Below are 22,279 nucleotides of genomic sequence, written 5' to 3'. Positions count from 1 at the left end.
CTTTACAGAGGTGAGCAAATTTTACTACACGCTCACCCCTATAAATTCAGGAATAGTTAGATATATTTCTAAATTGAGGTTAAAAGGTGCAACTTTGAGGATAAAAGGTGCAACGTTGAGGTTCAGAGGTTCAATTTTGAGGATAAAAGGTTCAACGTTGAGGTTCAGAGGTTCAATTTTGAGGATAAAAGGTTCAACGTTGAGGTTCAAAGGCTCAATGTTGAGGTTCAAAGGCTCAATGTTGTGGTACTACAATGCTCTAAGAAGCAATCATTTGGTGTAATTGTAATGCAATCAATTTTCTGGACTGTAGAAGAAGTAGCCTTAAGAGCTAAACAGTTTTATGAAAACGGTATTCGTCAAAATGTCGAATGTGGTGACAATATCGGCAAGATGATTGTGATTGATGCAGAAACTGGTGAATATGGAATAGATCCAACTGGTGTAGAGACAGCGTTAAAGTTAAAACAGAAAAACCCTAATGCTAGATTGTTCACCATCCGAATTGGTTATGATGTTGCCGTCAGTTTTGGTGGTGCGATCGAGCGTACTGCTGAATGATTTATGGCAAAGTAATCAATAGTAGGGTAATAATTCCAGTGGTTTTTCGTTTACCTTCGCAACCAGATTTTTCTCTAGATTTTGTCATTGATACTGGTTTTATATCATGTCCGCATAATTAGTTATGATTCCCACAGTCATTGCACCCCACCCCTTAATCCCCTCCCCGCTTGCGGGGAGGGGAGACAAAGCGTAGCTTTGGCGGGGTGGGGTTCTTCAGATGCGGTACAACATTATATCGCCAGGTGTAGGGGCATGGCACTGCCTGGCCCTTACCGATGTACCTCACATAAACGAGAACCGCTATAGTCTTTCGTAGAGACTGCGATTCATTGCCTCTGTTGCCTTAACTGAACGGTATTATTTACCTAATTTATTCCCCTGCAACCCAGCCACCATGAAACCCATAAGGCACCCGTTGAGGAATTATCACCCGCGCTACAGGTTCAGCCGTTATATCTTGGGCATTCACCACTACCAATTCTGAAGTATCTGAACTCTCATCGTGGACGAAAGTCATAAGCCAACCATCATCCTCAGCCGTTGCACCAGAACGCGGCGCAAACACAGCTTCACCGCCATAACGTCCGTGTCCGAATTCATGAGTTTGGGACTTTCCACTGCTGAAATCGTACTTAATAATACCTTCAAATAAAGGTAGGGGATTGTTTGCCATTTTGTTAGTGTAACCATATCGGTTTTGTCGCCCCACTAGGTTTTCGTTGACGCGGGGAAATTCAGAAGCTAGATCATCTAACATTTCTTCGCTGACTTTCCCGGTTTTGAGGTTAAATCGCCACCGATACAAACGGGGGATATTTCCTTCTGGGTCGCGTTGCGAATCATCTGAACTCAAAACAGTAGTAGAACTCATGCGACAGGCGATAAGTACTACTTCGTCTCCCTCTTCGTAAGCGTTGAGGGTATGGAAAACGTAGCAGGCAGGGCTTTCAAACCACCGGATATTACTGTTGTCACCGTGACGTGGTAAAATGCCAAAACGACTAGGGCGATCGCGCTCAAACATCATTACAGGTTCTCCCCGTTGCGCTCTTTCTGGGCTGAAAGTCAACGGCAAATCCATAAAAATGGTGTAGTTTTCAGTGATGGCGAAATCGTGCATCATCACCCCTATTGGCAGATCAATTGGCACTGTCCGTAACAGTTCCCCTTGTGCTGAGACAACACTATATTGCAGGTAAGGTGGCGCAAAAAAAGAGTAGCCAAAGAAAATCATTTCACCTGTAACCGGGTCTACCTTAGGATGGGCCGTGAAGGGAGAAACCAACTTGCCATTGTAAGTATACTCGCCAATGGTATCTAATTCAGGAAGCTTGATAGCGTGAGGTCTACCCCCCTCATTCAGCGCCAACATCTGACCAGCGTGGCACACTAAAGCAGTGTTGGCAGTATTTTTGTAACCACCATAAGGATTATCCTTCTGCCGTGGTTCTAACAATCCACTCCAAATAGCCTTACCCGCCTCTCGTTCTTTTTTCCATCCGCCTGTCTGGACGTAACGGTTGCGATAAGTGGCTACACCGTTGCTAATTTGCACACCATGTAACATCCCATCCCCATCAAACCAGTGATATTCTCCGATGGGTTTCCATTGAGGGTTAGGGCCATTTCGGACAAACATCCCCGATAAGTCAAGGGGTAATTTACCGATGACTGGCAATTTGTCGGTAGTGATTTCTTCACGAACTGGAGCAAAATTGCGATCGAGATAAGGATTGACTGCTATTGTTACCATTGCCTTGATTTATCAGAGTTACAGAAAAACGAGCTAGAGCCAACGGCTTCCTCTTTTTGAGATGCTAGCGCAAAGGTTCTGCTGAAAACGCCCTATAGTAGATAGAATTTTAAGCCTGTGTAGGTTTTGAAGTCTCAAAGAATCTGGTAATTTGATGCATAAGGCTTTTCGTGAGCGATCGCATTAAGCGCTATCTTCAACCAATCAATATAAGTCTGTTCTCTTCGGATCACTAACTCCAGCACAAGCCTTTGCATTACTTGCTCACGGTTGGCAGACTGATCGCCAAGTGATGGTAAATCGATGGTTTCACATTCAGCAAGCTTTTTCCTTCGAGCTGCTAATTGTTGCTCTAGTAAATAAATGATAGTTTCATTCGGCAACTGTTGTCCAAAATGCAACTGAGCTAGCATTGGTTCTCGTACAGTCGTCAAGGGCTGATGAGTTCCAAGCCATCGGGCTAATTCGCCTTTCCCTGGCTCCGTTACGCTGTAGACTTTGCGGTTGGGGCGATCGCGCCCAATCTCAATTGTACAGGTAATCCAGCCTTGCTCAACTAGCTTATCGAGAGTTCTGTAAATTTGTGCCTGGTCTGCTGGCCACAAATGGGCAATACATCGATCAAAGCAGCTCGTTTTCAGGTCATAGCCCGTCATTTCTTGCTGCTGAAGAAGACCTAGAATTACGTATGCTAGCGACATTAAGACAGTTTTCCCATAATTGATATTTTCTCGATAGGTTCCACAGTATGTACTTCTTATAAGTTTATGCTAATATATGAGTAATCAAATATAAGATACAACAGTTATAAAAAAATATGTTGATTGTCATGCGTCTTAACAAGGAAACCGAATACATGTACTGAGGTTGGGCAGATGGCTAATAATGCTGTTTGCACAAGACAGTGAGGAAGTGGCAATGTATGTTGAGTGCCGCTCCCGTACACCTGCGGGGATCTTGCTACGCCATGATTGGATATGCTACTCATCGCTAGCATATCACTCAACAAACCAGTTATTCGCTACAGTCTATTCGTGATGAATACTGAGGCAGCAATTATTTAAGCCATTGAAGACTATCGTAACGAAAGGATGGGTAACATTGACTTCTAACGCACTTTCACAAAGAATCCGTCAACATCAATATCTGCGTGATTTACGAAATAAATTACTCCACCTTCATAAAATGTTGTTGGATACAGAACGGATTGCCTACGAACAGGTTAGTGGACGAGTATCAAGCGGAGAACTACTTCAGCTAGTTATCGCTCATGAACAATTTGCTTGGCTACATCGCATTTCTGAGATGGTTGTGCAAGTTGATGAAATGCTCGAAGCAGATGAACCGATAGCAATAGAGGATTTTGAAAAGTTGATTGCTGATGTCCGCACGCTGATTATACCGTTAGAGACGGGCAATACCTTCGAGAGAAAGTATTACAACGCTCTCCAGCGCGAACCTGCTGCTGTGTTGGCACATGCGGAAATATCAAGATTTCTCACGTCTAAGGTTTAAGGGTAGCTATGTGAAGGTGACATCGCTTGACTTGGGGCTTAAGCCCCAGAATGATCCCAATACAATAACCTTTGTAGGACTTACGCATTACATACGAAATGTAGGGGCAATTCATGAATTGCCCCTACGATAAATCAAGGCTTTCACTGCCTTGAAAGCGTAAGTCCTGCTTTGGTGAAAATGTGGAAGACTTGCGGCGGAATCGTCAGCCTTGATTCAGGAGAATGGTTGCTTTTATCTGGGGTTGGTTTCAGTAATTTAGGTAATCTGCATCGGCTGCATTACCCGCCTGGGATTCAAATCCCAGTCTAATAGCTTAACTCCTCTAAAGAGGACTAAGCCATTTTTTGAGATTAATTGCAGTCCACTTGAGTGGACTTAGGCTATTAGCCCGGTACTTTGAGTGCTGGGCGGCATAGGGAGCTAATTAAGATACATTAATGAGTGCTTTTAGTTATCATCTGCGGTTAAACACAAGTTAATTGCGATCGCAGTGTGGCAATCTAAAACCTTACCATTGCGATCGCAATACCTGCTGTTTAGATTTATTTCCCACGTCTCTGTTGTTTAACTGCATAGCCGTAGGGCAAAGCCCAGTTTGGTTCTTCATCCAACTGGCAACGCGCACGAATCGACCAATAAGGATCGCGGAGGATTTCTCGACCGATAAGAACTAAATCCGCACATCCACGAGTAATTACTTGGTTGGCATACTCAGCCTCCTTGATCATCCCCACAGCCCCAGTCCTAATCCCAGCCTCTTCTCGGATTTTGGCAGCAAAAGGCACTTGATAACCTGTCTGCACGGGAATCCTGGCATGAGGGACTAAGCCTCCTGTGGAAACATCGATCAAATCAACGCCTAATACCTTTAGTTCACGGGATAATATCACTGACTGCTTGAGATCCCAACCTCCCTCTACCCAATCGGTAGCAGAGAGGCGCACAAAAAGCGGCATCCCCGTTGGCAGAATTTCTCGGATTCGTCTTGTCACCTCCAGTAACAAACGCATTCGGTTTTCCAACGAACCTCCATAACGATCTGTTCGTTGATTACTTAGCGGCGAAAGAAAAGAATGCAGTAGATATCCATGAGCCGCGTGAATTTCGATAATCTCAAAGCCCGCTTGAACAGCACGCTGCGTTGTGGTAACGAAGGCTTCAATCACCTCTTCAATCCCAGCTTCATCGAGGGGTATGGGAACGGGGCCACCCTCTTGAAACGGAATTGGGCTTGGCCCAACTACCGGCCAACCGCCTTCTTCAGGTGTTAACGGTGTACCACCCAGCCAGGGAACATTGCAACTCGCCTTCCGGCCAGCATGGGCTAATTGAATCCCTGCGATCGCTCCTTGCTCACGAAGAAAGCGGACAATCCTAGCTAGTGGCTCGATGTGCATATCGTCCCAAAGACCAAGATCGCCGGGAGTGATTCGCCCTTGGGCTGTTACGGCTGTCGCTTCCACTACAATCAAATGAGTGCCTCCAGTAGCTCGACTCCCCAAATGGACAAAATGCCAATCATTTGCGAATCCATTTTCTGCCGAGTATTGACACATTGGTGACATCGCTATGCGATCGGGCAGGGTAATGTCTCGAATTTTCAGTGGACTAAACAAGTCCACTTCCGTTACATCCGAGTCGTGCAGACTTGTTGATTGACAACCGGGAGAATCTATGAATTCTAATTCCGTCTGGGCTGGAGATGATGGCAAAGTAGTTAGGTTCTCTGTAGTCATGCTGTTACTTTTCCGTGCTTTATGGACTAACACCCGTGTCCTTTGTTAGCTCGTCAACATCAATGCTGGATAACGAGTCTCAGATATTGGGTGTCCGATATTTTGTCGCTTCCCAAACGATTTTTAACTAATTGCCATAATTCCCCATCCCTCTATAGTGTAGAGATGTAGAATTTTCTCCCTTATCCCTCCTCATCCCCCTCATCTCCCTTATAACCCCGCAAACCACTCATAGCCCTGATCCTCCCAATAGCCTTTACGAGGTAACAAATTGCTGACGAATGTAATTTGAGTCACCCATTTACTTTGCTTGTAGCCCAGTTTAATTGGGGATGCTAGGCGTATGGGCGCACCATTATCAACTGATAAAGGTTGTCCATTCTTTTGATAAGCCATGAGAGTTTGGGGATGTACAGCAGAGGCAATATCCCAGCTTTCATAGTAGCCATCAGCAGATTTGAAGTAGACATAGCGGACGTTTGACTTAGGCTGTACCAGTGCTACTAAGTCTCGTAATCGCACACCTCCCCATTGAGCGATCGCAGCCCAGCCTTCAACACAGACATGGCGAATTACCATTGAAGTCAAGGGGAGTTTTTGAATATCTACCATACTCAATTGCATCGCGTTACTAACCTCGCCATCAATTTTCAGGCGAAACTGCGCCGGATCAATTTGCGGCGTGAAGTCAAAGGTATTAATCAGCAATTTGTCTGGTTCTATGGCACTAACAGGAAATTCTGGTACTGGTTTTTGACTTAGCAGGAGTGCTTCAAGACGTTGGTTTAGTGGCTCAGATATTTGCCGCAGATTATCTGAGAACAAATTTGTCCCACAGCCACCTAAAAGAAAGCCTACCCCTGAAAGTCCAGATACTTGCAGTAACCGACGACGGGATAGGGTGCGTTTGGGAAGAATCAGACTCATAAGTACCTCTACAGGAACATAGACTTAATTAGACGGATGCTTCCTAGCTTTAAAGCAAGTAAAGATTGAGGAATTATAAATAGTATGACAGTGGGGATACTAAGGAAAGTGGATTAAATAAAATACAAAACTTCATCTTGTATCTAGCTTCCCTCTGCTTTATTATCTAGCTTCCCTCTCCTTTATAAGGAGAGGGATTGAGGGTGAGGTAAACCACGGACATAAATGTATGTTATTTAATTCTTATTCCTAAACTAAAACTTGATATGCGATGCCTACGACTGCAAGCTACGCAACTCAATTTCTTTGAGTAATATTTTGTTATTGAAGAATATCTGCGCTTTGATGCTCCTGAAACTAATCTATGGGTAACAGAAAAACAAAGCGACTTTTAAGCAACTGTTGGGACATGCGATCGCTAAGTATAAATTAGGGTGGACACTGTTACCCACCCTAACACTCTAACTTGCTACTGCCTCAGCAGGGACTGCCTCAGCAGCAGTTATCGGTAAATAAACACTAACTTTTTTACGAGTCTTGCCCTTTCTCTCAAACATTACAACACCGTCGATTAAGGCAAACAGAGTGTCATCGCTACCAATACCGACATTGTTACCAGGGTGGAATTTGGTACCACGCTGACGCACGAGAATGTTTCCTGCACGTACAACTTGACCACCATAACGCTTGACACCCAGACGTTGGGCATTAGAATCACGACCGTTGCGTGTACTACCTGTTCCTTTCTTATGAGCCATGATTTCCTCTTGTGTATCTTCTTATTAATTATTATTCAGCAGCAGCTTCAACTTCTTCGGCAGGAGTCTCATCTAAAACGGGGGTTTCCTTCTCCGTTTCTCCTTGGAAAGCAAATACTGCACCGTTAAGGGTGATGGAGTCAATCATAAGTCTGGTAATTTCCTGACGATGCCCCCGCTTTTTGCGGGTTTTCTTTTTAGGCTTCATCTTGTATACCAAGACTTTACGACCCCTGTAATGTCGCATTACAGTGCCTTCTACAGTCGCACCTGTCACTAGTGGCTGTCCAATGGTAACTTCACCATCGTGCTGCACGAGTAATACAGAGTCTATTGTAACTTTTTCATCTGGTTCGGTCGGAAGCAGTTCAATATCGTAAAACCGGCCTGGCTCTACTCGTATTTGTTTGCCGCCAGTTTCAATAATCGCGTAGGTCATGAAATTGTCCTTGAGGTTGCCGTACAGGTAGCTGGTTCTGATCTCGTGTAGAGAAGCTTTTGCCAGCTTTTGTAATATGTCTACCTGATCCGAGCAGGAATTAGACAGACAATCTAAAATTCTATTTTATTAACAGGTGTTAAGTCAAGCTTCTATTTGCCAGAAGTCGTCATGGCTAAATCACCCACGCAAAGAATGTAAGGTAAATTTACAATTAAAAATAAATCTTATTTAGTTAAATACTGCTTCCATCTTAGGGCTGACTTTTACAAAATAGTAAAAATATTTAGACTAAAACTTATATTTTCTTATCAGAATCTACACAATTATCTTCTTTGTTTTAAAATTAAACTTACACTCTTAATTTAAAGGTTCTTCACAAAATTTAGTGATTCCACAGGAGTCAAATTACTACATTCAAACCTGATATTTAAAACAGGAGATGGACTGTCATGACACAGCAAAATGCTACCCGACTTTTTAAAGCTGTAAAACAAGATCAAGCATTACAGCAAAGACTCAAAGCAACAGCTAATCCAGAAGCCTTCGTTAAGATTGCTCAAGAGCGTGGCTATGATTTCAGCGTCGAAGAACTAGAGAGTGAAATCAACAAATTGTCTGAAGAAGATTTAGCCGCCATTGTTAATCCAGGATGGGGGACTAGACGGCACATTAATCCTAGATAATTCCTGTTCTAGGAAAGCAAAAGTATAGGAACAACTGAATTAATTTGTTAAGTTTTGCTCCTCAAGGAGATATCGTTGCATGATCTCTTTTAGGGGCATTTTTATTAAACTAAGCAACTCTTGGTATTAGTCATTTGTCATTTGTCATTCGGTATGGGGATTTTTATTCTGCTCCTCTGTAAGTAGGTAGGCGTAATTAAACATAGGATAAAACCTCACCCTGAATCCCTCTCCAAACTCACGGAGAGGGAAGCCGGAGGCAGGGTGAGGTTTTATATTTAATTTGACCTACTTACTTATCACCATTTCTCACTCACTTCCCACCTGCTTAAATCATGAGTTAGGATGGCTGTATTTTAATCAGGTGATATGAAAAGAATAGAAGTTGAACAAAGAACTATTTTAATTGGTTTGGCGGGTAGCCACGGCTATGGTTTAAATCGTCCTGATTCAGACTTTGATTATCGGGGAGTATTTATCGCACCCAAAAGGTACTACTTGGGATTTGATTGCATAGAACAAAAAGATACTGGTTGGGATGAACCAGGAATATTTCCATTCGTTGATGGTAATAAAGATACAGTTATATATGAATTAAGAAAAATCCTCCAATTATTAGCGGGCGCGAATCCCAATGTTTTAGAATTGCTGTGGTTAAATAACTATCCTTTTTTAAACGCAGTCGGACAGCATTTAATTAATCATAAACAGTTATTTTTGAGTAAGAAAGTAAAACATACTTACACTGGTTATGCCTTTGCTCAAATCAAAAAGATGGAAACTCATCGTAAATGGTTGTTAAAGCCACCGCAAAAAAAGCCAATACCATCTGATTTTGCCATAGAAGACGAAGCGCCCTTAAGCAAAGATGAGTTAAATGCTTTTCTGGAATATCTTTATAACTTAATCAGAGGAAGGATTGAGTTTTTGGAAGAAGCGGAACAATTATATCAATTGCTGACGGCAGATATTGATTTTAAAGGCGTGTTGAAACAATACACTTTACCCGATGAAACTTTGGAATATACCCAAAAGTTAACCAATAGCCGTAAAGATTTTATCCGCCTGCTTCAGAAAAGCCAAAGTTATCAAATAGCTTTAAGAGAATGGAAGGCTTACTTATCTTGGCAGGAAAATAGAAATCCGGCTAGGGCAGAAATGGAAAGACAATCGGGTTTTGACCTCAAGCATGGAATGCACTGCATTAGATTGTTACGCAGTGGAGTAGAAATATTGCGGCGAGGTGAAGTGATTGTAGATAGGAGAATAGCTGGTGATTTTGAGGATTTAAAAGCTATTTTAAAAGGTGAGTATTCTTATGAAGAGGTGATGAAAATGGCAGAAGATTTGGTCGCTGAAATGGAAATGGTTTACGAACAATCTGGTTTACCTCAAAAACCTGATTTAGAGCAAATTAATGAATTGTGTATGGAATTGGTGGAAATGCAGAATTGGTAAATGAAAAAGTTAGGAGTTAGGAGTTAAGAGTTTGGAGTTAGGAGTTTGGAGTTAGAAGTTAGGAGTTTGGAGTTAGGAGTTTGGAGTTTGGAGTTGGGAGTTTGGAGTTGGGAGTTGGGAGTTTGGAGTTGGGAGTTTGGAGTTTGGAGTTGGGAGTTTGGAGTTTGGAGTTTTTAATTAATTTTTTGCTCATAACTCAGGGAGCATCCCGTCAGGTGCAAAAACTTTGATAGCCCTCATCGGCTAACCCCGAATCCCAAATGATGGGATTCGGGGAACTAGAATTATGTCTCCCCTCTCCCGGAATCGGGAGAGGGGCTGGGGGTGAGGGAAAAAATTTAAGCACTCATTGGGATGCTCACCATAACTCATAACTAATTTTATAGAGTGTGCATTAAGTCAGCAAAACCATAGAGGCTGATGATGAGCAATAGCGATGCTGTTAGTTGGGTAATTCGCCTCTGGGGTGAGGGCGCGATCGCTTCTCGCACTAAAATAGAAATAGATGCCCCAACTACTAAGCTCAAGCCTAAGATTAAATAGGGTCTATCGGGTAAAATACTGGCTATTGCCAACATAGCGATCGCTAATAAGAGCATCAATAATTCTACAAACCTGGGCGGGTTGTATTGGCTAGATAGAACAAAGCTGTTAAACCAAAAAGACCAAAATCTCATAATCAGTGTTGAATTAGAAGTTAGGAGTTAGGAGTTAGGAGTTAGGAGTTAGGAGTTAGGAGTTAGAAGTTAGGAGTTTGGAGTTATATAGTCAGTGCTGAATGCTGAGTTAGGAGTTGTGAGTTATATACTCAATGTTGAGTGAGAAATTAAAGTTGTGAGTTATGAAGCAGCTTTCCATTCAAAACTCCTAACTCCTCACTCCTCACTCCTAACTCCTAACTCCTAACTTTTGACCTGTGCCATTTTTTTGTGTAATATCACTTTCTGGTAGTTCAACCCCAAAGACGCGGCTAAAAACTTTGGCGACTTTGTAACCAGAATCAATCGATTCTAAGGGGTCTTTTCGCAGCCTGTGACGCAAGCATAGCGTAATTACGCGGTGGATATCATCAACTGTAACTTCAGTACGTCCTTCATAAGCTGTTAAAGCTTTGGCGGCGCGGTTACTAACAATGTCACCCCGTAAACCATCTACATCAAGTTCTGAGCAGACTTCAGAAATTTTTACCCGTAGTTCATAGTCCATTTTCACTTCTGGCAAAAGCTGTTGAGCATTGACAATTTGCTCTTGCAGTGCTTCTTGCTGGGGTTTGTAATTTTCGAGAAATACTGGAGGATTTTGGTCAAAATCCGCCCGTTGTTCCACGATTTGCACCCGTAAGGCTGGTTCTTTTACGGTGTGAATTTCTGCGTGCATCCCAAAGCGATCGAGCAATTGCGGGCGTAGTTCGCCTTCTTCTGGGTTTCCAGAACCTACAAGAACGAAACGCGCAGGGTGACGAATAGAAATACCTTCTCGTTCTACAGTGTTCCATCCACTCGCGGCGGAATCGAGTAGCACGTCTACGAGGTGGTCATCTAGTAAGTTGACTTCATCCACATAGAGAATGCCTCGGTTAGCCTTTGCCAGCAGTCCCGGTTCAAAAGCTTTCACACCTTCAGATAAAGCTTTCTCAATGTCGATTGTGCCACAAACTCGGTCTTCTGTAGCTCCTAGTGGCAGGTCTACCATTTGGACTTTTTTGTGAGCTACAGGTATTTGGACCCCTTGTTCTAACATTTGGCGGACTTCATCGCTCATCAAGTCGGGGTCGCTAGGATCGCTACTGAAGGGGTCATTGGCAACCACAGAAATTTCTGGCAGCAGGTCTGCTAGCGCCCGGATAGTTGTGGATTTACCGGTGCCGCGATCGCCCATGATCATTACACCACCAATTTTGGGGTCAATCACGTTCAATAGCAACGCCAGTTTCATTTCTTCCTGGCCCACAATTGCCGTAAAAGGAAATACCACGCGACGCGCACTTGCCGTGGATTGAGCAGTTGGACTCACTAAATTACCTTAACAATATTTTTCTTATTACAGTTTTCTATTGTGACACAGTTGGGGTGTGGAATAGGTTAGTAATTTTCAAAGTATTATTCAATACATTATTTTGAGTATATACACTAAAATAATAATCATTTAATAGTGTCGCGGCAAAATCACTGATTGCGGAAAATGCTATTTAAATGAGTATGTAACAGAGAAACTAATGAATCAAAATACAGTACAACCTGGTCTTTTTGGATTAGCTAAATCTAATAGAGATTTCTCTCAGGCTAATAGTTGGGGAAAAAATCAATTTAATAATTCTTTTCCTGCTTCATTGGCTTGCTATATGCACAGTCAAGGGCTACAGCTAGTCTATTTAACTCTTGATAAAAACCTAAACATTAAACATGGGAAAATTGATGTAACCGATATTTTTGGTATTACACCACTATCTCCTAACTTATTTTTTGCATTTGAAAGCGATTATCTTCCTTATAGAAAACTAGTTATAGGAAGATTGCCCAGAGTAGACTTAGTTACATTAAATACTTTTAATAGTGATGCTTGCTTGCGTGGCATAGAAATTAAATTAACAGCCTTACCAGATAACTCAACTTGTCGCTTACCTGATCATAAATATGGTTGCGAAATTGTTACTCGTCCAGATACCATAGTGTATTTAGCATTAAGTATTGCTGACAGATTTAAAGACTCTAGAGAACAAATAGTTAAATATCTTGATCCTGTTTGTAGTGAAATTAGTGATTGGATTAGTATTCGTAATATGCTTCCTTATATTTCAAGATTGATAGAAAGTCTAGATAATCTACTTTACGATCATATAGAAATGCAATCTCCATTAGTAATGCAGCCAGTATGGAAAACCGTAGGTAAAACATCAAAATTATATCAAAATTGTTTAGATATATTTATTTGGAGTGATTTTAGTTTTACTAGATTATTTTTTGATGTTACAAAAAGATTACTAATTGGGGCAGAAAGTATCCAACGGCATACGCGAACAGTAATATGGCTGGCAAAAATGTTATATGAATTTGCCACAAATGGGAAAATACCATACGCATCAATAATTGACATATTGACGTATCATACTAAGAATGATAAAGCTTTTGCATCAAGTGGATTAAATACTCACCCTTATATGATTTGCGATGAATTGATTAAACCTAGAATTACTAAAGAAGAGATTGGGAATATTATTTTAGGTGGAGGACAAAATTACTTAAGTCCTGAAAGAAGATTTGATGGTATTATTCTAAGTAATCCAGAGATATTTGATGAAGTATTAAAAAACATATAAATATATGAAAGAAAAATATAGAGATGATACCAAAAGCTCTTCAATTAGAGTTTTAGACCTTTTCGCAGGTTGTGGAGGGTTATCTTTAGGCTTTCAAAATGCTGGTTTTAATATCTTAGCAGCATTTGATAATTGGAAACCAGCTATAGATGTTTATCAAAAAAACTTTAGCCATGAAATTTTTGATTACGATCTTAGTAATTTAAGGAAAAACTATCAAATTTTTAGAGAAAGGTGTCCTGAAATTATTATTGGGGGGCCACCTTGCCAAGACTTTTCTAGTGCCGGGAAACGCAATGAAAATTTAGGAAGGGGAGATTTAAGTATTGTATTTTCTGAGATAGTTACAAGTGTTCTTCCTCAGTGGTTTTTGATAGAGAACGTAGACTTATTTCGTAAAAGCAATAAATATAAAGAGGTTAAACAAATATTCAAAGGTGCTGGATATGGGTTAAGTGAAATAATTTTGGATGCAAGTTTGTGCGGTGTCCCTCAAAAGCGAAAAAGATTTTTTTGTTTTGGAGAGTTACAGGGAAAAGACGAAAGTCTAGAACCTTACCTGAAAAAAAAGTTAGCAGATAAACCAATGACCGTTAGGGATTATCTGGGAAATAAATTAGAAATTGAATATTACTACAGACATCCAAGAAGTTACCAAAGAAGAGGAATTTTTAGTATTGATGAACCTAGCCCAACAGTAAGAGGAGTTAATCGTCCTATTCCTAAAACCTATAAGAAACATCCTAAAGATCCAGTAAGCGTTATACAAAACTTGCGCCCATTGACTACAATTGAAAGAAGCTACTTGCAGACTTTCCCTGAAACGTTTATTTTTGAAGGTACAAAAACAGACCTTGAACAAATGATAGGAAATGCTGTACCAGTTAAGCTTGCAGAATATGTTGCTCAAAGTATCCTTGAATATATTAAAGATAATTTAAATAAATCTATAAAAAATATTGAAAAAACTTATGTTTTAGAATTCAGTTCAGATAAACAAATTGAATAACTATATCTTTTCTAATAGTTCCTTCAAGGTGATAGCTAATATGCTAAATTTACTTAGCTATTTGTTAACATTATCAATGTTAGTCTAGGTTATTTATGAAGTCATGTTTTGCAAATTAAAATATGAACGTCAAATCCATAATTTCGTCCGAAGAGAATGATTTTTTGAGTATAAAGTAAAAGCGCTCATTGGATCGCACCTCAAACAAAGAAATGGTAAGCTAATAGATTCAGCTTAATTTTATGGATGAGATTATTGTTATTTAAGAAAAGTTGAGTATGGAAAATTTAATGGAAGAAAAGAAATTTAAACAATGGTTAGAAAATAAGGTAGGTCTTAAACCTAGATCATCTCGTGATGTTATATTTCGCTTAAAACGAGCAAATAGATTTGTTAATATTACCTTATCTCCAACATCTGATCATGCAATTTCTGAACTTTCTTATCAGCCTAATTTTCAAGAGCTTAGTATCATACTAAATCACAACTTTGCCGCTCCATCAATTTTTTTTTCAAATTCCGTGCTTATAACAGTATTATATAGTATAATCAGCGAAAAAAAGTAGAAATCAGTTATTAAAATAAAATGGGAGATTTCATTCAATAGTTTAAATCTCCCAAAGTGTTTTTACTTTATTCATTAGTTTAACTCATATTTATCCAAGTGTACATCAAGTTCTTAGCGAAACTTTCTGCATCAATGATTATCATTCCAATAAACTGGTGATTTTATTTTTTGGAAGTGCAAAAGGGAGATGGAGTATAACCAATGCCCATTAGACATTGGACACAAATGCCTAGTAGCTGCGTCAACTATCTTAATTTGTCTGCTTTAGTTTTTCTGCTGCAAAAGTTTCATAAGCAGGGAACGAACAACTACCAACTCATCAATCCTGTACTAAGCATAAATACTTGTAGACTACATGGTTAGTAGATTCAATCATCAAAAGCAGCAATTGCGTGTGTGAGTAGGTAATGTATCATTCAAATTTATGAAATCACGAAGTATTATTCAAACTTGGCGGCGACTACTTAAGTTTGTCTTTAAATTTATCGTCCGAATCTGCAAAGTTTTGTCGCTAATATTTCCCGCCCAGAAATTCAAGAAGCGCAACAAATAATTCCAACTGGAATTGGCATTATGACAGGGTTACGAAATAATCCAGTTCCCATCCAGCAAATTAAGTCTCAGGTGCGGGCTGCCCAAGAACGCAGTTTAGGCGTAACCTTCTTTTATTATGAAAGTCTTTGGAACGATGCTCTAGAACCTTTAAACGAGCGCCAAGCTGAATTTGAAAGTCTCTTTCCATCGCCTGCACTCCGCGCCAAAGTTGAATAAATTTCTGTTGAAGATGATGTTATAGCATTTCACTTTAATAATGATACAAATATGTTAGTAAGGCCATGGCATTTAACAGCGCTTGGTAGGGGGTTTAATCCTGGCTCATATTCACCCTATGCTAATTTTGCGCCGTAACGCACTCTACAGAACTAAAATATCTGAAGTTGGGGATATGGAATTGCGATCGCTATATGCTTTTATATATTCTGATGGTACTGCGATCGCTGCATAAAATCGATAGGGTAAATTTTATCAAAAATCTATTCATCGTCCACATCTGCAACTATAGATTTTAAATCCCGATAACCGCTAATTGCCCGCACAATCACAACACTATCTTTAAAAACTCGATAAAATATAATTTAGCCATCTAAGGGCATTCCTCTAAGAGGATGTTTGTAAAGTCTAATTTCTTACTAGCCGTGGCGATTATAAATCGCGGTTACACAGCCTAAACCCACCTCCGTGGGTTTAGAAGTCTTGATTTTCTCTTAGTCCACGGAGGTGGACGAGAGTTTGTGTAGTAGCGAATTCCAGGGCTATTTCATTCTAAAATGTGACGTTTTCAAAGTCCCTCTCCCAGACTTGGCAGAGGGATTTAGGGTGAGGGCAAAAACTACGGTTCTCAACTTAAATCGCGTTTAAATTCTTATTTTTCTGAAAAAGATTCCTAAAAACTGCCGTAAAAATAGAATGAAATAGCCCTGTAGCGAATTCTATTCGCCCAATACTTTTTAAACATCCTCTAAGGCTTAGATCAAACTTGGCGTAACTTCGTCCTATATTTGCAAATTGAGTTATGTTTTGCCACTTGTTATTAAATTTTTGAATAAATCTTTCCCCTGCGTTGATATTGCGAACTATAAAATAATCCAAAATTTCATCTAATTCTTGGCTTGCTTCTTTGGCAATAAAATATTCCATTATCCTTGGGCTATTTATCAAGGTTTGTTGCAGTCAATTTGTGGCAGAACATTAAACCAATTCGCAATTACGTTTTGTGACTCTTATTTAGACCCCGACACAAAACGTGCTGCCCTTCAAAGGCTAGGACTTAAACCCCCAAAGTTCGTTAAATAAAACAAGTTTAGTGGAACCCAACATTATATTAGGTTAACGTTGGGTTTCACAGCATTCAACTAGCTTGATTAGGCCGTATTTCTTCAGGTGGTGCTTCCGCCGGGGGAGCGAGTACCGCATCGGGAGCAATTTCTTCTACAGGAATCGGTTGCTTCTCCTCAATTTCAAAATCTGGTTGCGCTGCTTCCACCAATTCAGGAGATGGGGGATGTGGTGGAATCGCTTCCGGTACACTCTCAGTTTTTGCTGTCTCCTCTGCTAGTGGTTCTGGTATGGCAGTAGTTTTGTCGATAATCTCAACAGTAGGTTTCTCTGCTATTACAGAGGTAGTGTTTTCAGGTTTGGGGGTTGTGGGTGTTTTTTTACTCCCAGTCTGTTGCACTTTATCTTTCACGCCACTGAAGGTGCTACCAAGACCTTTTTGCAACTGGCCTAGCCGTTGCTGAAGCGAGAACTTATTTACCTGTTCCTGAATGCCAGTTTTCACCGTCTCAGGACTGGGTACTTGGGTTTGTTGTGGGTGGGGGGTCAATTGGCGACGTAATGATAGAGTTTGCCAGCCAAACCAGACCAAAAGAGCCACACTAGCCACATGGCCCAGCAACAAACCTCCAGTAATGCGTGGTGCAAACACCCATAAGACTAAGGCATAGAAAAGTCCTACACCACTCCAGATAAAGTCATTCTTACGGTGGATTTCTGGGAAAAAGAAAGCTGCTATGTAAATGGCTAAACTACCAAGACCGACCACCAAAGCTAGGACATATGCCAGCATTATTTGGTTACTCCTTTCACTAGGGATTGGGGATTGGGGATTGGGAATTGGGTACTAGGAAAGAATTTCTCAGTCCCCAGTCCCTAGTCCCCAGTCCCCAATACCTTAATTAACAATTTTGCCCGTCAATTGTTGATTTAGATACAAATTAAAATTAATTATCCGTGTTAGTTGTGGATTTTTGTCATTTATTCAACTCTTAAGGTCTTCTTTAGGAGAGAAGGGAAAATATCGGACTACCCTTAAAGTAAAAGGATCTGCAAGAGTTAGCCAGAAATTTTTTATGACACTACAAAGCTTTGGTGTGATTGGATTAGCCGTTATGGGTGAGAACATCGCTCTAAACGTGGAGCGCAATGGCTTCCCAATTGCAGTTTACAACCGCTCCCGCGAAAAAACGGATGCGTTTATGGCGCAACGTGCGCCAGGAAGGAACGTCAAAGCCGCCTTTACTCTAGAAGAATTCGTTGCCTTATTGGAACGTCCCCGCAAAATTCTAGTAATGGTGCAAGCTGGTAAGCCAGTAGATGCGGTGATTGCTCAACTCAAACCCTTGTTAGAGGAAGGCGATATCATTATCGACGGTGGCAACTCTTGGTTTGAAGATACGGAACGACGCACTCAGGAATTAGAACCGGCAGGGCTTCGGTATCTTGGCATGGGTGTCAGTGGCGGTGAAGAAGGGGCGCTAAATGGCCCATCTCTGATGCCTGGAGGTACAACAAGCTCTTACGAGTTTCTATCGCCAATTTTCAACAAAATTGCTGCCCAAGTCGATGATGGCCCTTGTGTAACCTACATTGGCCCTGGTGGTTCTGGCCACTATGTCAAAATGGTACACAACGGCATTGAGTACGGCGATATGCAGCTAATTGCTGAAGCCTATGACTTGCTGAAAAATGTCGCTGGATTAGACCATAATCAGCTACATGAGGTGTTTGCTGAATGGAACACCACCGATGAACTCGATTCATTTTTGATTGAGATTACGAAGAATATCTTCCCATATCTTGACCCAGAAACAAATAAACCCCTGGTGGATTTGATTGTTGACGCAGCAGGTCAAAAGGGAACTGGACGCTGGACTGTGCAAACTGCCTTGGAATTGGGAGTCTCTATTCCCACAATTACAGCCGCAGTTAATGCCCGGATTATATCTTCGATTAAAGAGGAGCGGGTTGCAGCATCTAAAGTCCTTACAGGCCCGGGTGGCAAGTATGAAGGGCAAACTAAGGACTTTATCAACAAAGTTCGTGATGCTCTCTATTGCTCAAAAATCTGTTCTTATGCTCAAGGGATGGCGTTGCTATCCACAGCTTCAAAAACATATAATTGGAATTTGGATCTGGGCGAAATGGCGCGGATTTGGAAAGGTGGTTGTATTATTCGCGCTCGCTTTTTGAATAAGATTAAGAAGGCTTTTAGCGAAAATCCAGCTTTGCCTAACTTGCTGTTAGCCCCCGAATTTAAGCAGACAATTCTCGATAGACAGACTGCTTGGCGGGAAGTGATTGCAACAGCTGCAACACTGGGAATTCCAGTACCCGCATTTAGCGCATCCTTGGATTATTTTGACAGCTATCGCCGCGATCGCTTACCTCAAAATCTAACTCAAGCACAACGCGACTACTTCGGCGCACATACCTACCTGCGTCTTGATAAGCCCGGAAGTTTCCACACTGAATGGGTACCAATTGCTGAAGCTAAGAAGTAAATTTTCACAGTTAGACAATCAGTGAAAGGTTAATAAGTTTCAGAATACAGTTTTAAGAGTGGCTCTGAGTTTCAGAGTCACTTTCTTTTTAAAGAACCGCAAAGGAGGCATAGAATAGCAATCCTATCTGATTTGTGAAAATTCTCGGTGTCCAAATCCCCGGTGGATCTAACTTTTCACAAATGATTTTAAGGATTGTTATTACCAAGATATTTGGCTTTTAATTCTTCTAATTCTTCATCTATTTTGCTCTTACTAGAAGCCCCAGATGTAGTATTTGGTGGTTGTATTTTATTTTGTTGAGGTTTGTTGCTACCCAAAAATTGGGTTTTCATTTCCTCTAATTCTAGATCAATTTGACTAGGAGATGGCGATACAAATGTGAGTGGAGAATTGGGTGGGGCTTGAGCAATAGGTTTTGGCGCACTCGCTGGCGTGGCTGCTACTTGCGACTGTTGATTTAAGTCTTTGAGAACTTCATCTACTGTTTGATAACGCCGAATTGGGATACTTTCTAACATCTTGTTAAGAATGCGGGTCAACTGATTACTAACATGAGTTTTCAAGTATTGTTGCCAAGCCCATGTACCATCATTGGTATCATAAGAATCGAAAGGCGATCGCACTGTTAATAAGTTAATACAAGTCGCACCCAAACTATAAATATCGCTGGCGAAAATAGCCCTACCTTTCATTTGTTCAGGGGCAACATATTCTGGACTACCAATACTTGTACCAGTTTTATTTAAGGCAGTACCAGTAGCAGATTTAGCCGCACCAAAATCTACTAAAACTAGTTTGCGATCGGTTTCGCGTAAAATAATATTTTCTGGCTTAATATCGCGGTGAATTACGTGTCTAGCGTGACAAAATTGTAATACTGATAATAAATCATTTAATAGTTGCCGGATTTGCGTTTCATTAAAAGCACCCCTATGTGTCAATTCCTGGGCTAAGTTTTTCCCGTCGATAAATTCTTGTACAAGATACTGTCGGTCTTCTTGGGTAAAATATGCCAGTAGTTCGGGAATTTGGGAATGTTTGCCCAATTCGTCTAACTGCACTGCTTCTTGGTTAAATAACTCTACGGCTTTGGCAAGAGTGTTAGTGCCTTGGGCTTGAGGATAAAATTGCTTAATTACGCAGCGTGGTTTTGAGGGTTTATCTTCATCCACAGCTAAGAAGGTTTTGCCAAAACCACCTTGTCCGATTGGTTTGATAGCCCGGTAACGTTCTTTGAGGAGTAACTTAGAACCACAAGTCCGGCAAAATTTGACATCATGAGGATTTTCCGGCTTGGGACAATGGGGATTAAGGCAGTAGCTCATATAGGCGATCGCTCTTATATCTCTTTATTTTCTCCTGTTCCACGTAAAAGGGTGTAATCAACAGATTTTGGATTTTAAATCAGGACTTACGCACAGGTAACGGAAAATCGAACCACAGAGGACGCAGAGAAGCCAGTGTGTTGGGCGGGTTCCCCGACTTGTCCCTTGCGCGTCTCCCCTTGGGAGAAGCAACTGGCGCGACACGGAGGAATAAGAGTTTGAGAGTTTTTTTGCGTAAGTCCTATTTAAATTTTAAATTTTGGATTTATGTCACCCAGAAGGGTTGAAACCGCGTTGCTCCCGTATTAATCTGGGATGAACCAAAAGAATCTAAAATCTAAAATTGGCTCGATCAAGTGCCGCAGCTAACTAAGTAGTACAGCTTGGCGGAAATCAAGCTACCATTTTAAAATTTGTAAAAGCCTTAATATACAAAACTTTTGACTTTTAACTTTTAACTTTTGATATCATGTCCGGCTAATTAGTTACAGTTACCACATCTGTGCAAAAATTGGAAAACCCTCTTTCCCCCAGCAAGAACTGCCCCCTTGCAGTCTTAATAATAAGTCTTTAACCGGACACGATATGACTTTTGCCCTGCGGTACTACCCCATACCTTCCATAACTGGATGGAAGTAGAAGGCGAACCCCAATACTGTATAAGCAGCTAATAACAAAGTGCCTTCGAGCCAATTGGATTTACCATCAGAACTAATACTGTTTGCAATCAACACTGACACAACCACAGCTACTAATTCAAAGGGTTTAAAATCCAAATCCATTGGTTTACCCAATATCCGCCCTGCTATTACCAACACGGGCGCGACAAATAGGGCAATCTGCATACTTGATCCCACAGCTACCGAGAGGGAAAGATCCATCTTATTTTTCATGGCCACGGTGACTGCTGTGGCGTGTTCAGCCGCGTTACCAACGATGGGAACCAAAATTACCCCTGTAAACAGCGCCGTCAAACCTAGCTGAGATGTGGCCACTTCCAGAGAATCCACTAGCATTTCTGATTCAATTGCCACTAGCAAGGTACATACTAGCAACACACCAACCCACAACATCATATTTGGTTTGGCGTGAGGCGTTTCCTCTGCTTCTGTCTCCGCTACACCCACATCATATAAATAGGAGTGGGTTTTCATCGAAAATAGCAGCGTTAGGGCGTAAACCAAGATTAATACTACAGCAACAGCAATAGAAAGATTTTGCAGTGTTTCTTCGTTAATTCCTTCAGAGGTATAATTCATTGCCGTTGGCATCAAAATGGCAATCACTGCCAAATTCATCGAAGCAGCATTCACCCGCGCCACAATGGGCTGAAATGTCTGTTCTTTGTAACGCAGTCCTCCCAGAAGCATAGAAAAACCCATCACCAGTAATAAGTTGCTAATAATCGATCCCGTGATACTAGCTTTGACTACATCTATCAACCCAGCATTAAGCGCTACTAGGGCGATGATTAGTTCCGTAGCATTACCAAAGGTGGCGTTTAACAAGCCCCCCAATGATGGCCCCACTACAACAGCAATTTCTTCTGTAGCTGTACCCATCCAAGCTGCTAAGGGCAGAATTGCTAATCCAGCTGTAATGAAAACTATCAATTCTCCCCACTCCAGAAAGTGGGCTGCTAGGGAAACTGGGATAAATAGTAATAAAACGAAAAGAATAATGTTTTTGGTTGACATTTGTTCTTTTGGGTTGAAGGTATCATTCACAGCGAGCAATCCTAAATTTGAAATTTGGAGTGTTGAATTAAAAATTACTTTCACTCATCACTCCGATATGGTACTCTTAACCGTCTGTAGAGCAATTCAGAAATTGTACTGTTTTCAGTTCACTGCTGTGTATGTAAAATCAGATTGCG

22 protein-coding genes and 1 pseudogene are annotated in these 22,279 nt (G+C 41.0%); 10 read left to right on the top strand and 13 right to left on the bottom strand.

The features are described 5' to 3' along the window. Positions 1-24: 24 nt before the first annotated feature. A complete protein-coding gene (locus V7K73_RS21370; RefSeq protein WP_334882818.1) occupies positions 25-231 on the bottom strand; it encodes a hypothetical protein in 207 nt (68 codons plus the stop codon). Between the two features lie 57 nt (positions 232-288). Here V7K73_RS21370 and V7K73_RS21365 point away from each other — a divergent pair, with 57 nt between their 5' ends. Then, positions 289-561 carry a hypothetical protein gene (locus V7K73_RS21365; RefSeq protein WP_334882816.1) on the top strand — a complete coding sequence of 91 codons (273 nt, stop codon included), beginning with the start codon at positions 289-291 and terminating at the stop codon, positions 559-561. Positions 562-934: 373 nt separating this feature from the next. Here the strand turns inward: V7K73_RS21365 and V7K73_RS21360 are convergent, their stop codons facing one another. Together V7K73_RS21360 and V7K73_RS21355 are read right to left on the bottom strand one after the other, a co-directional pair. Next, on the bottom strand, positions 935-2,317 hold the full coding sequence (locus V7K73_RS21360; RefSeq protein WP_334882814.1) for a carotenoid oxygenase family protein: 1,383 nt from the start codon (positions 2,315-2,317) through the stop codon (positions 935-937). 134 nt (positions 2,318-2,451) lie between these two features. Then, positions 2,452-3,018 carry a PadR family transcriptional regulator gene (locus V7K73_RS21355; protein ID WP_334882812.1) on the bottom strand — a complete coding sequence of 189 codons (567 nt, stop codon included), beginning with the start codon at positions 3,016-3,018 and terminating at the stop codon, positions 2,452-2,454. 400 nt (positions 3,019-3,418) lie between these two features. On the opposite strand from V7K73_RS21355, the gene V7K73_RS21350 reads away from it, so the two are divergent. After that, positions 3,419-3,832 (top strand): hypothetical protein, encoded by a 414-nt coding sequence (locus tag V7K73_RS21350; protein WP_334882810.1) that lies wholly within the window; start codon positions 3,419-3,421, stop codon positions 3,830-3,832. Positions 3,833-4,012: 180 nt separating this feature from the next. Then, complete coding sequence (locus V7K73_RS21345; protein WP_334882808.1) at positions 4,013-4,144, top strand: hypothetical protein; 132 nt, start codon at positions 4,013-4,015, stop codon at positions 4,142-4,144. Positions 4,145-4,377: 233 nt separating this feature from the next. Here the strand turns inward: V7K73_RS21345 and V7K73_RS21340 are convergent, their stop codons facing one another. The 4 genes from V7K73_RS21340 to rplU form a co-directional block, all read right to left on the bottom strand. Next, entirely contained in the window at positions 4,378-5,571 is a 1,194-nt protein-coding gene (locus V7K73_RS21340; protein ID WP_334882806.1) for an NADH:flavin oxidoreductase/NADH oxidase, read from the bottom strand. A gap of 210 nt (positions 5,572-5,781) precedes the next feature. Further along, a complete protein-coding gene (locus V7K73_RS21335; protein ID WP_334882804.1) occupies positions 5,782-6,498 on the bottom strand; it encodes a molybdopterin-dependent oxidoreductase in 717 nt (238 codons plus the stop codon). Between the two features lie 461 nt (positions 6,499-6,959). Then, on the bottom strand, positions 6,960-7,256 hold the full coding sequence (gene rpmA / locus V7K73_RS21330) for a 50S ribosomal protein L27 (protein WP_292733079.1): 297 nt from the start codon (positions 7,254-7,256) through the stop codon (positions 6,960-6,962). A gap of 31 nt (positions 7,257-7,287) precedes the next feature. Further along, positions 7,288-7,695: a 50S ribosomal protein L21 gene (gene rplU / locus V7K73_RS21325; RefSeq protein WP_334882802.1), complete on the bottom strand. Its 408-nt coding sequence runs from the start codon at positions 7,693-7,695 to the stop codon at positions 7,288-7,290. 452 nt (positions 7,696-8,147) lie between these two features. Here rplU and V7K73_RS21320 point away from each other — a divergent pair, with 452 nt between their 5' ends. Together V7K73_RS21320 and V7K73_RS21315 are read left to right on the top strand one after the other, a co-directional pair. Continuing rightward, the gene (locus tag V7K73_RS21320; protein ID WP_334882800.1) at positions 8,148-8,381 is read left to right on the top strand and encodes a Nif11-like leader peptide family natural product precursor; all 234 of its coding nucleotides are present in this window, start codon (positions 8,148-8,150) and stop codon (positions 8,379-8,381) included. Between the two features lie 369 nt (positions 8,382-8,750). Next, complete coding sequence (locus V7K73_RS21315) at positions 8,751-9,839, top strand: nucleotidyltransferase domain-containing protein (protein WP_334882798.1); 1,089 nt, start codon at positions 8,751-8,753, stop codon at positions 9,837-9,839. A 380-nt stretch (positions 9,840-10,219) separates the two neighbouring features. Here the strand turns inward: V7K73_RS21315 and V7K73_RS21310 are convergent, their stop codons facing one another. Together V7K73_RS21310 and bchI are read right to left on the bottom strand one after the other, a co-directional pair. Further along, positions 10,220-10,516, bottom strand: a complete 297-nt coding sequence (locus tag V7K73_RS21310; protein WP_334882796.1) for a hypothetical protein — start codon at positions 10,514-10,516, stop codon at positions 10,220-10,222. A 211-nt stretch (positions 10,517-10,727) separates the two neighbouring features. After that, positions 10,728-11,852, bottom strand: a complete 1,125-nt coding sequence (bchI, locus tag V7K73_RS21305; protein ID WP_334882794.1) for a magnesium chelatase ATPase subunit I — start codon at positions 11,850-11,852, stop codon at positions 10,728-10,730. A gap of 202 nt (positions 11,853-12,054) precedes the next feature. Here bchI and V7K73_RS21300 point away from each other — a divergent pair, with 202 nt between their 5' ends. The 4 genes and pseudogenes from V7K73_RS21300 to V7K73_RS21285 all read left to right on the top strand — a co-directional run. Beyond that, entirely contained in the window at positions 12,055-13,155 is a 1,101-nt protein-coding gene (locus V7K73_RS21300) for a HindVP family restriction endonuclease (RefSeq protein ID WP_334882793.1), read from the top strand. Between the two features lie 4 nt (positions 13,156-13,159). Beyond that, the gene (locus V7K73_RS21295) at positions 13,160-14,164 is read left to right on the top strand and encodes a DNA cytosine methyltransferase (protein WP_334882792.1); all 1,005 of its coding nucleotides are present in this window, start codon (positions 13,160-13,162) and stop codon (positions 14,162-14,164) included. 278 nt (positions 14,165-14,442) lie between these two features. Further along, on the top strand, positions 14,443-14,730 hold the full coding sequence (locus V7K73_RS21290; protein ID WP_334882790.1) for a hypothetical protein: 288 nt from the start codon (positions 14,443-14,445) through the stop codon (positions 14,728-14,730). Positions 14,731-15,212: 482 nt separating this feature from the next. Beyond that, positions 15,213-15,503: pseudogene (locus V7K73_RS21285) on the top strand (glycoside hydrolase family 10 protein); the annotation flags it as partial. A gap of 633 nt (positions 15,504-16,136) precedes the next feature. Here V7K73_RS21285 and V7K73_RS21280 read toward each other — a convergent pair. Beyond that, positions 16,137-16,430 carry a type II toxin-antitoxin system RelE/ParE family toxin gene (locus V7K73_RS21280; RefSeq protein ID WP_334882788.1) on the bottom strand — a complete coding sequence of 98 codons (294 nt, stop codon included), beginning with the start codon at positions 16,428-16,430 and terminating at the stop codon, positions 16,137-16,139. Between the two features lie 211 nt (positions 16,431-16,641). Continuing rightward, the gene (locus V7K73_RS21275) at positions 16,642-17,361 is read right to left on the bottom strand and encodes a Ycf66 family protein (RefSeq protein WP_334882787.1); all 720 of its coding nucleotides are present in this window, start codon (positions 17,359-17,361) and stop codon (positions 16,642-16,644) included. Between the two features lie 283 nt (positions 17,362-17,644). Here V7K73_RS21275 and gndA point away from each other — a divergent pair, with 283 nt between their 5' ends. Next, on the top strand, positions 17,645-19,075 hold the full coding sequence (gene gndA / locus V7K73_RS21270; protein WP_334882786.1) for an NADP-dependent phosphogluconate dehydrogenase: 1,431 nt from the start codon (positions 17,645-17,647) through the stop codon (positions 19,073-19,075). Between the two features lie 188 nt (positions 19,076-19,263). Here gndA and V7K73_RS21265 read toward each other — a convergent pair whose 3' ends face one another. Next, a complete protein-coding gene (locus tag V7K73_RS21265; protein WP_334882785.1) occupies positions 19,264-20,403 on the bottom strand; it encodes a serine/threonine-protein kinase in 1,140 nt (379 codons plus the stop codon). A 605-nt stretch (positions 20,404-21,008) separates the two neighbouring features. Then, positions 21,009-22,100 carry a calcium/proton exchanger gene (gene cax, locus V7K73_RS21260; protein WP_334882784.1) on the bottom strand — a complete coding sequence of 364 codons (1,092 nt, stop codon included), beginning with the start codon at positions 22,098-22,100 and terminating at the stop codon, positions 21,009-21,011. Positions 22,101-22,279: the final 179 nt, after the last annotated feature.

It is taken from the genome of Nostoc sp. (assembly GCF_036916975.1).
In the GTDB taxonomy this organism is placed as follows: Bacteria; Cyanobacteriota; Cyanobacteriia; order Cyanobacteriales; family Nostocaceae; genus Nostoc.
Note: the sequence above shows the minus strand (reverse complement) of the source record. Positions and strands in the feature narration are given on the sequence as shown.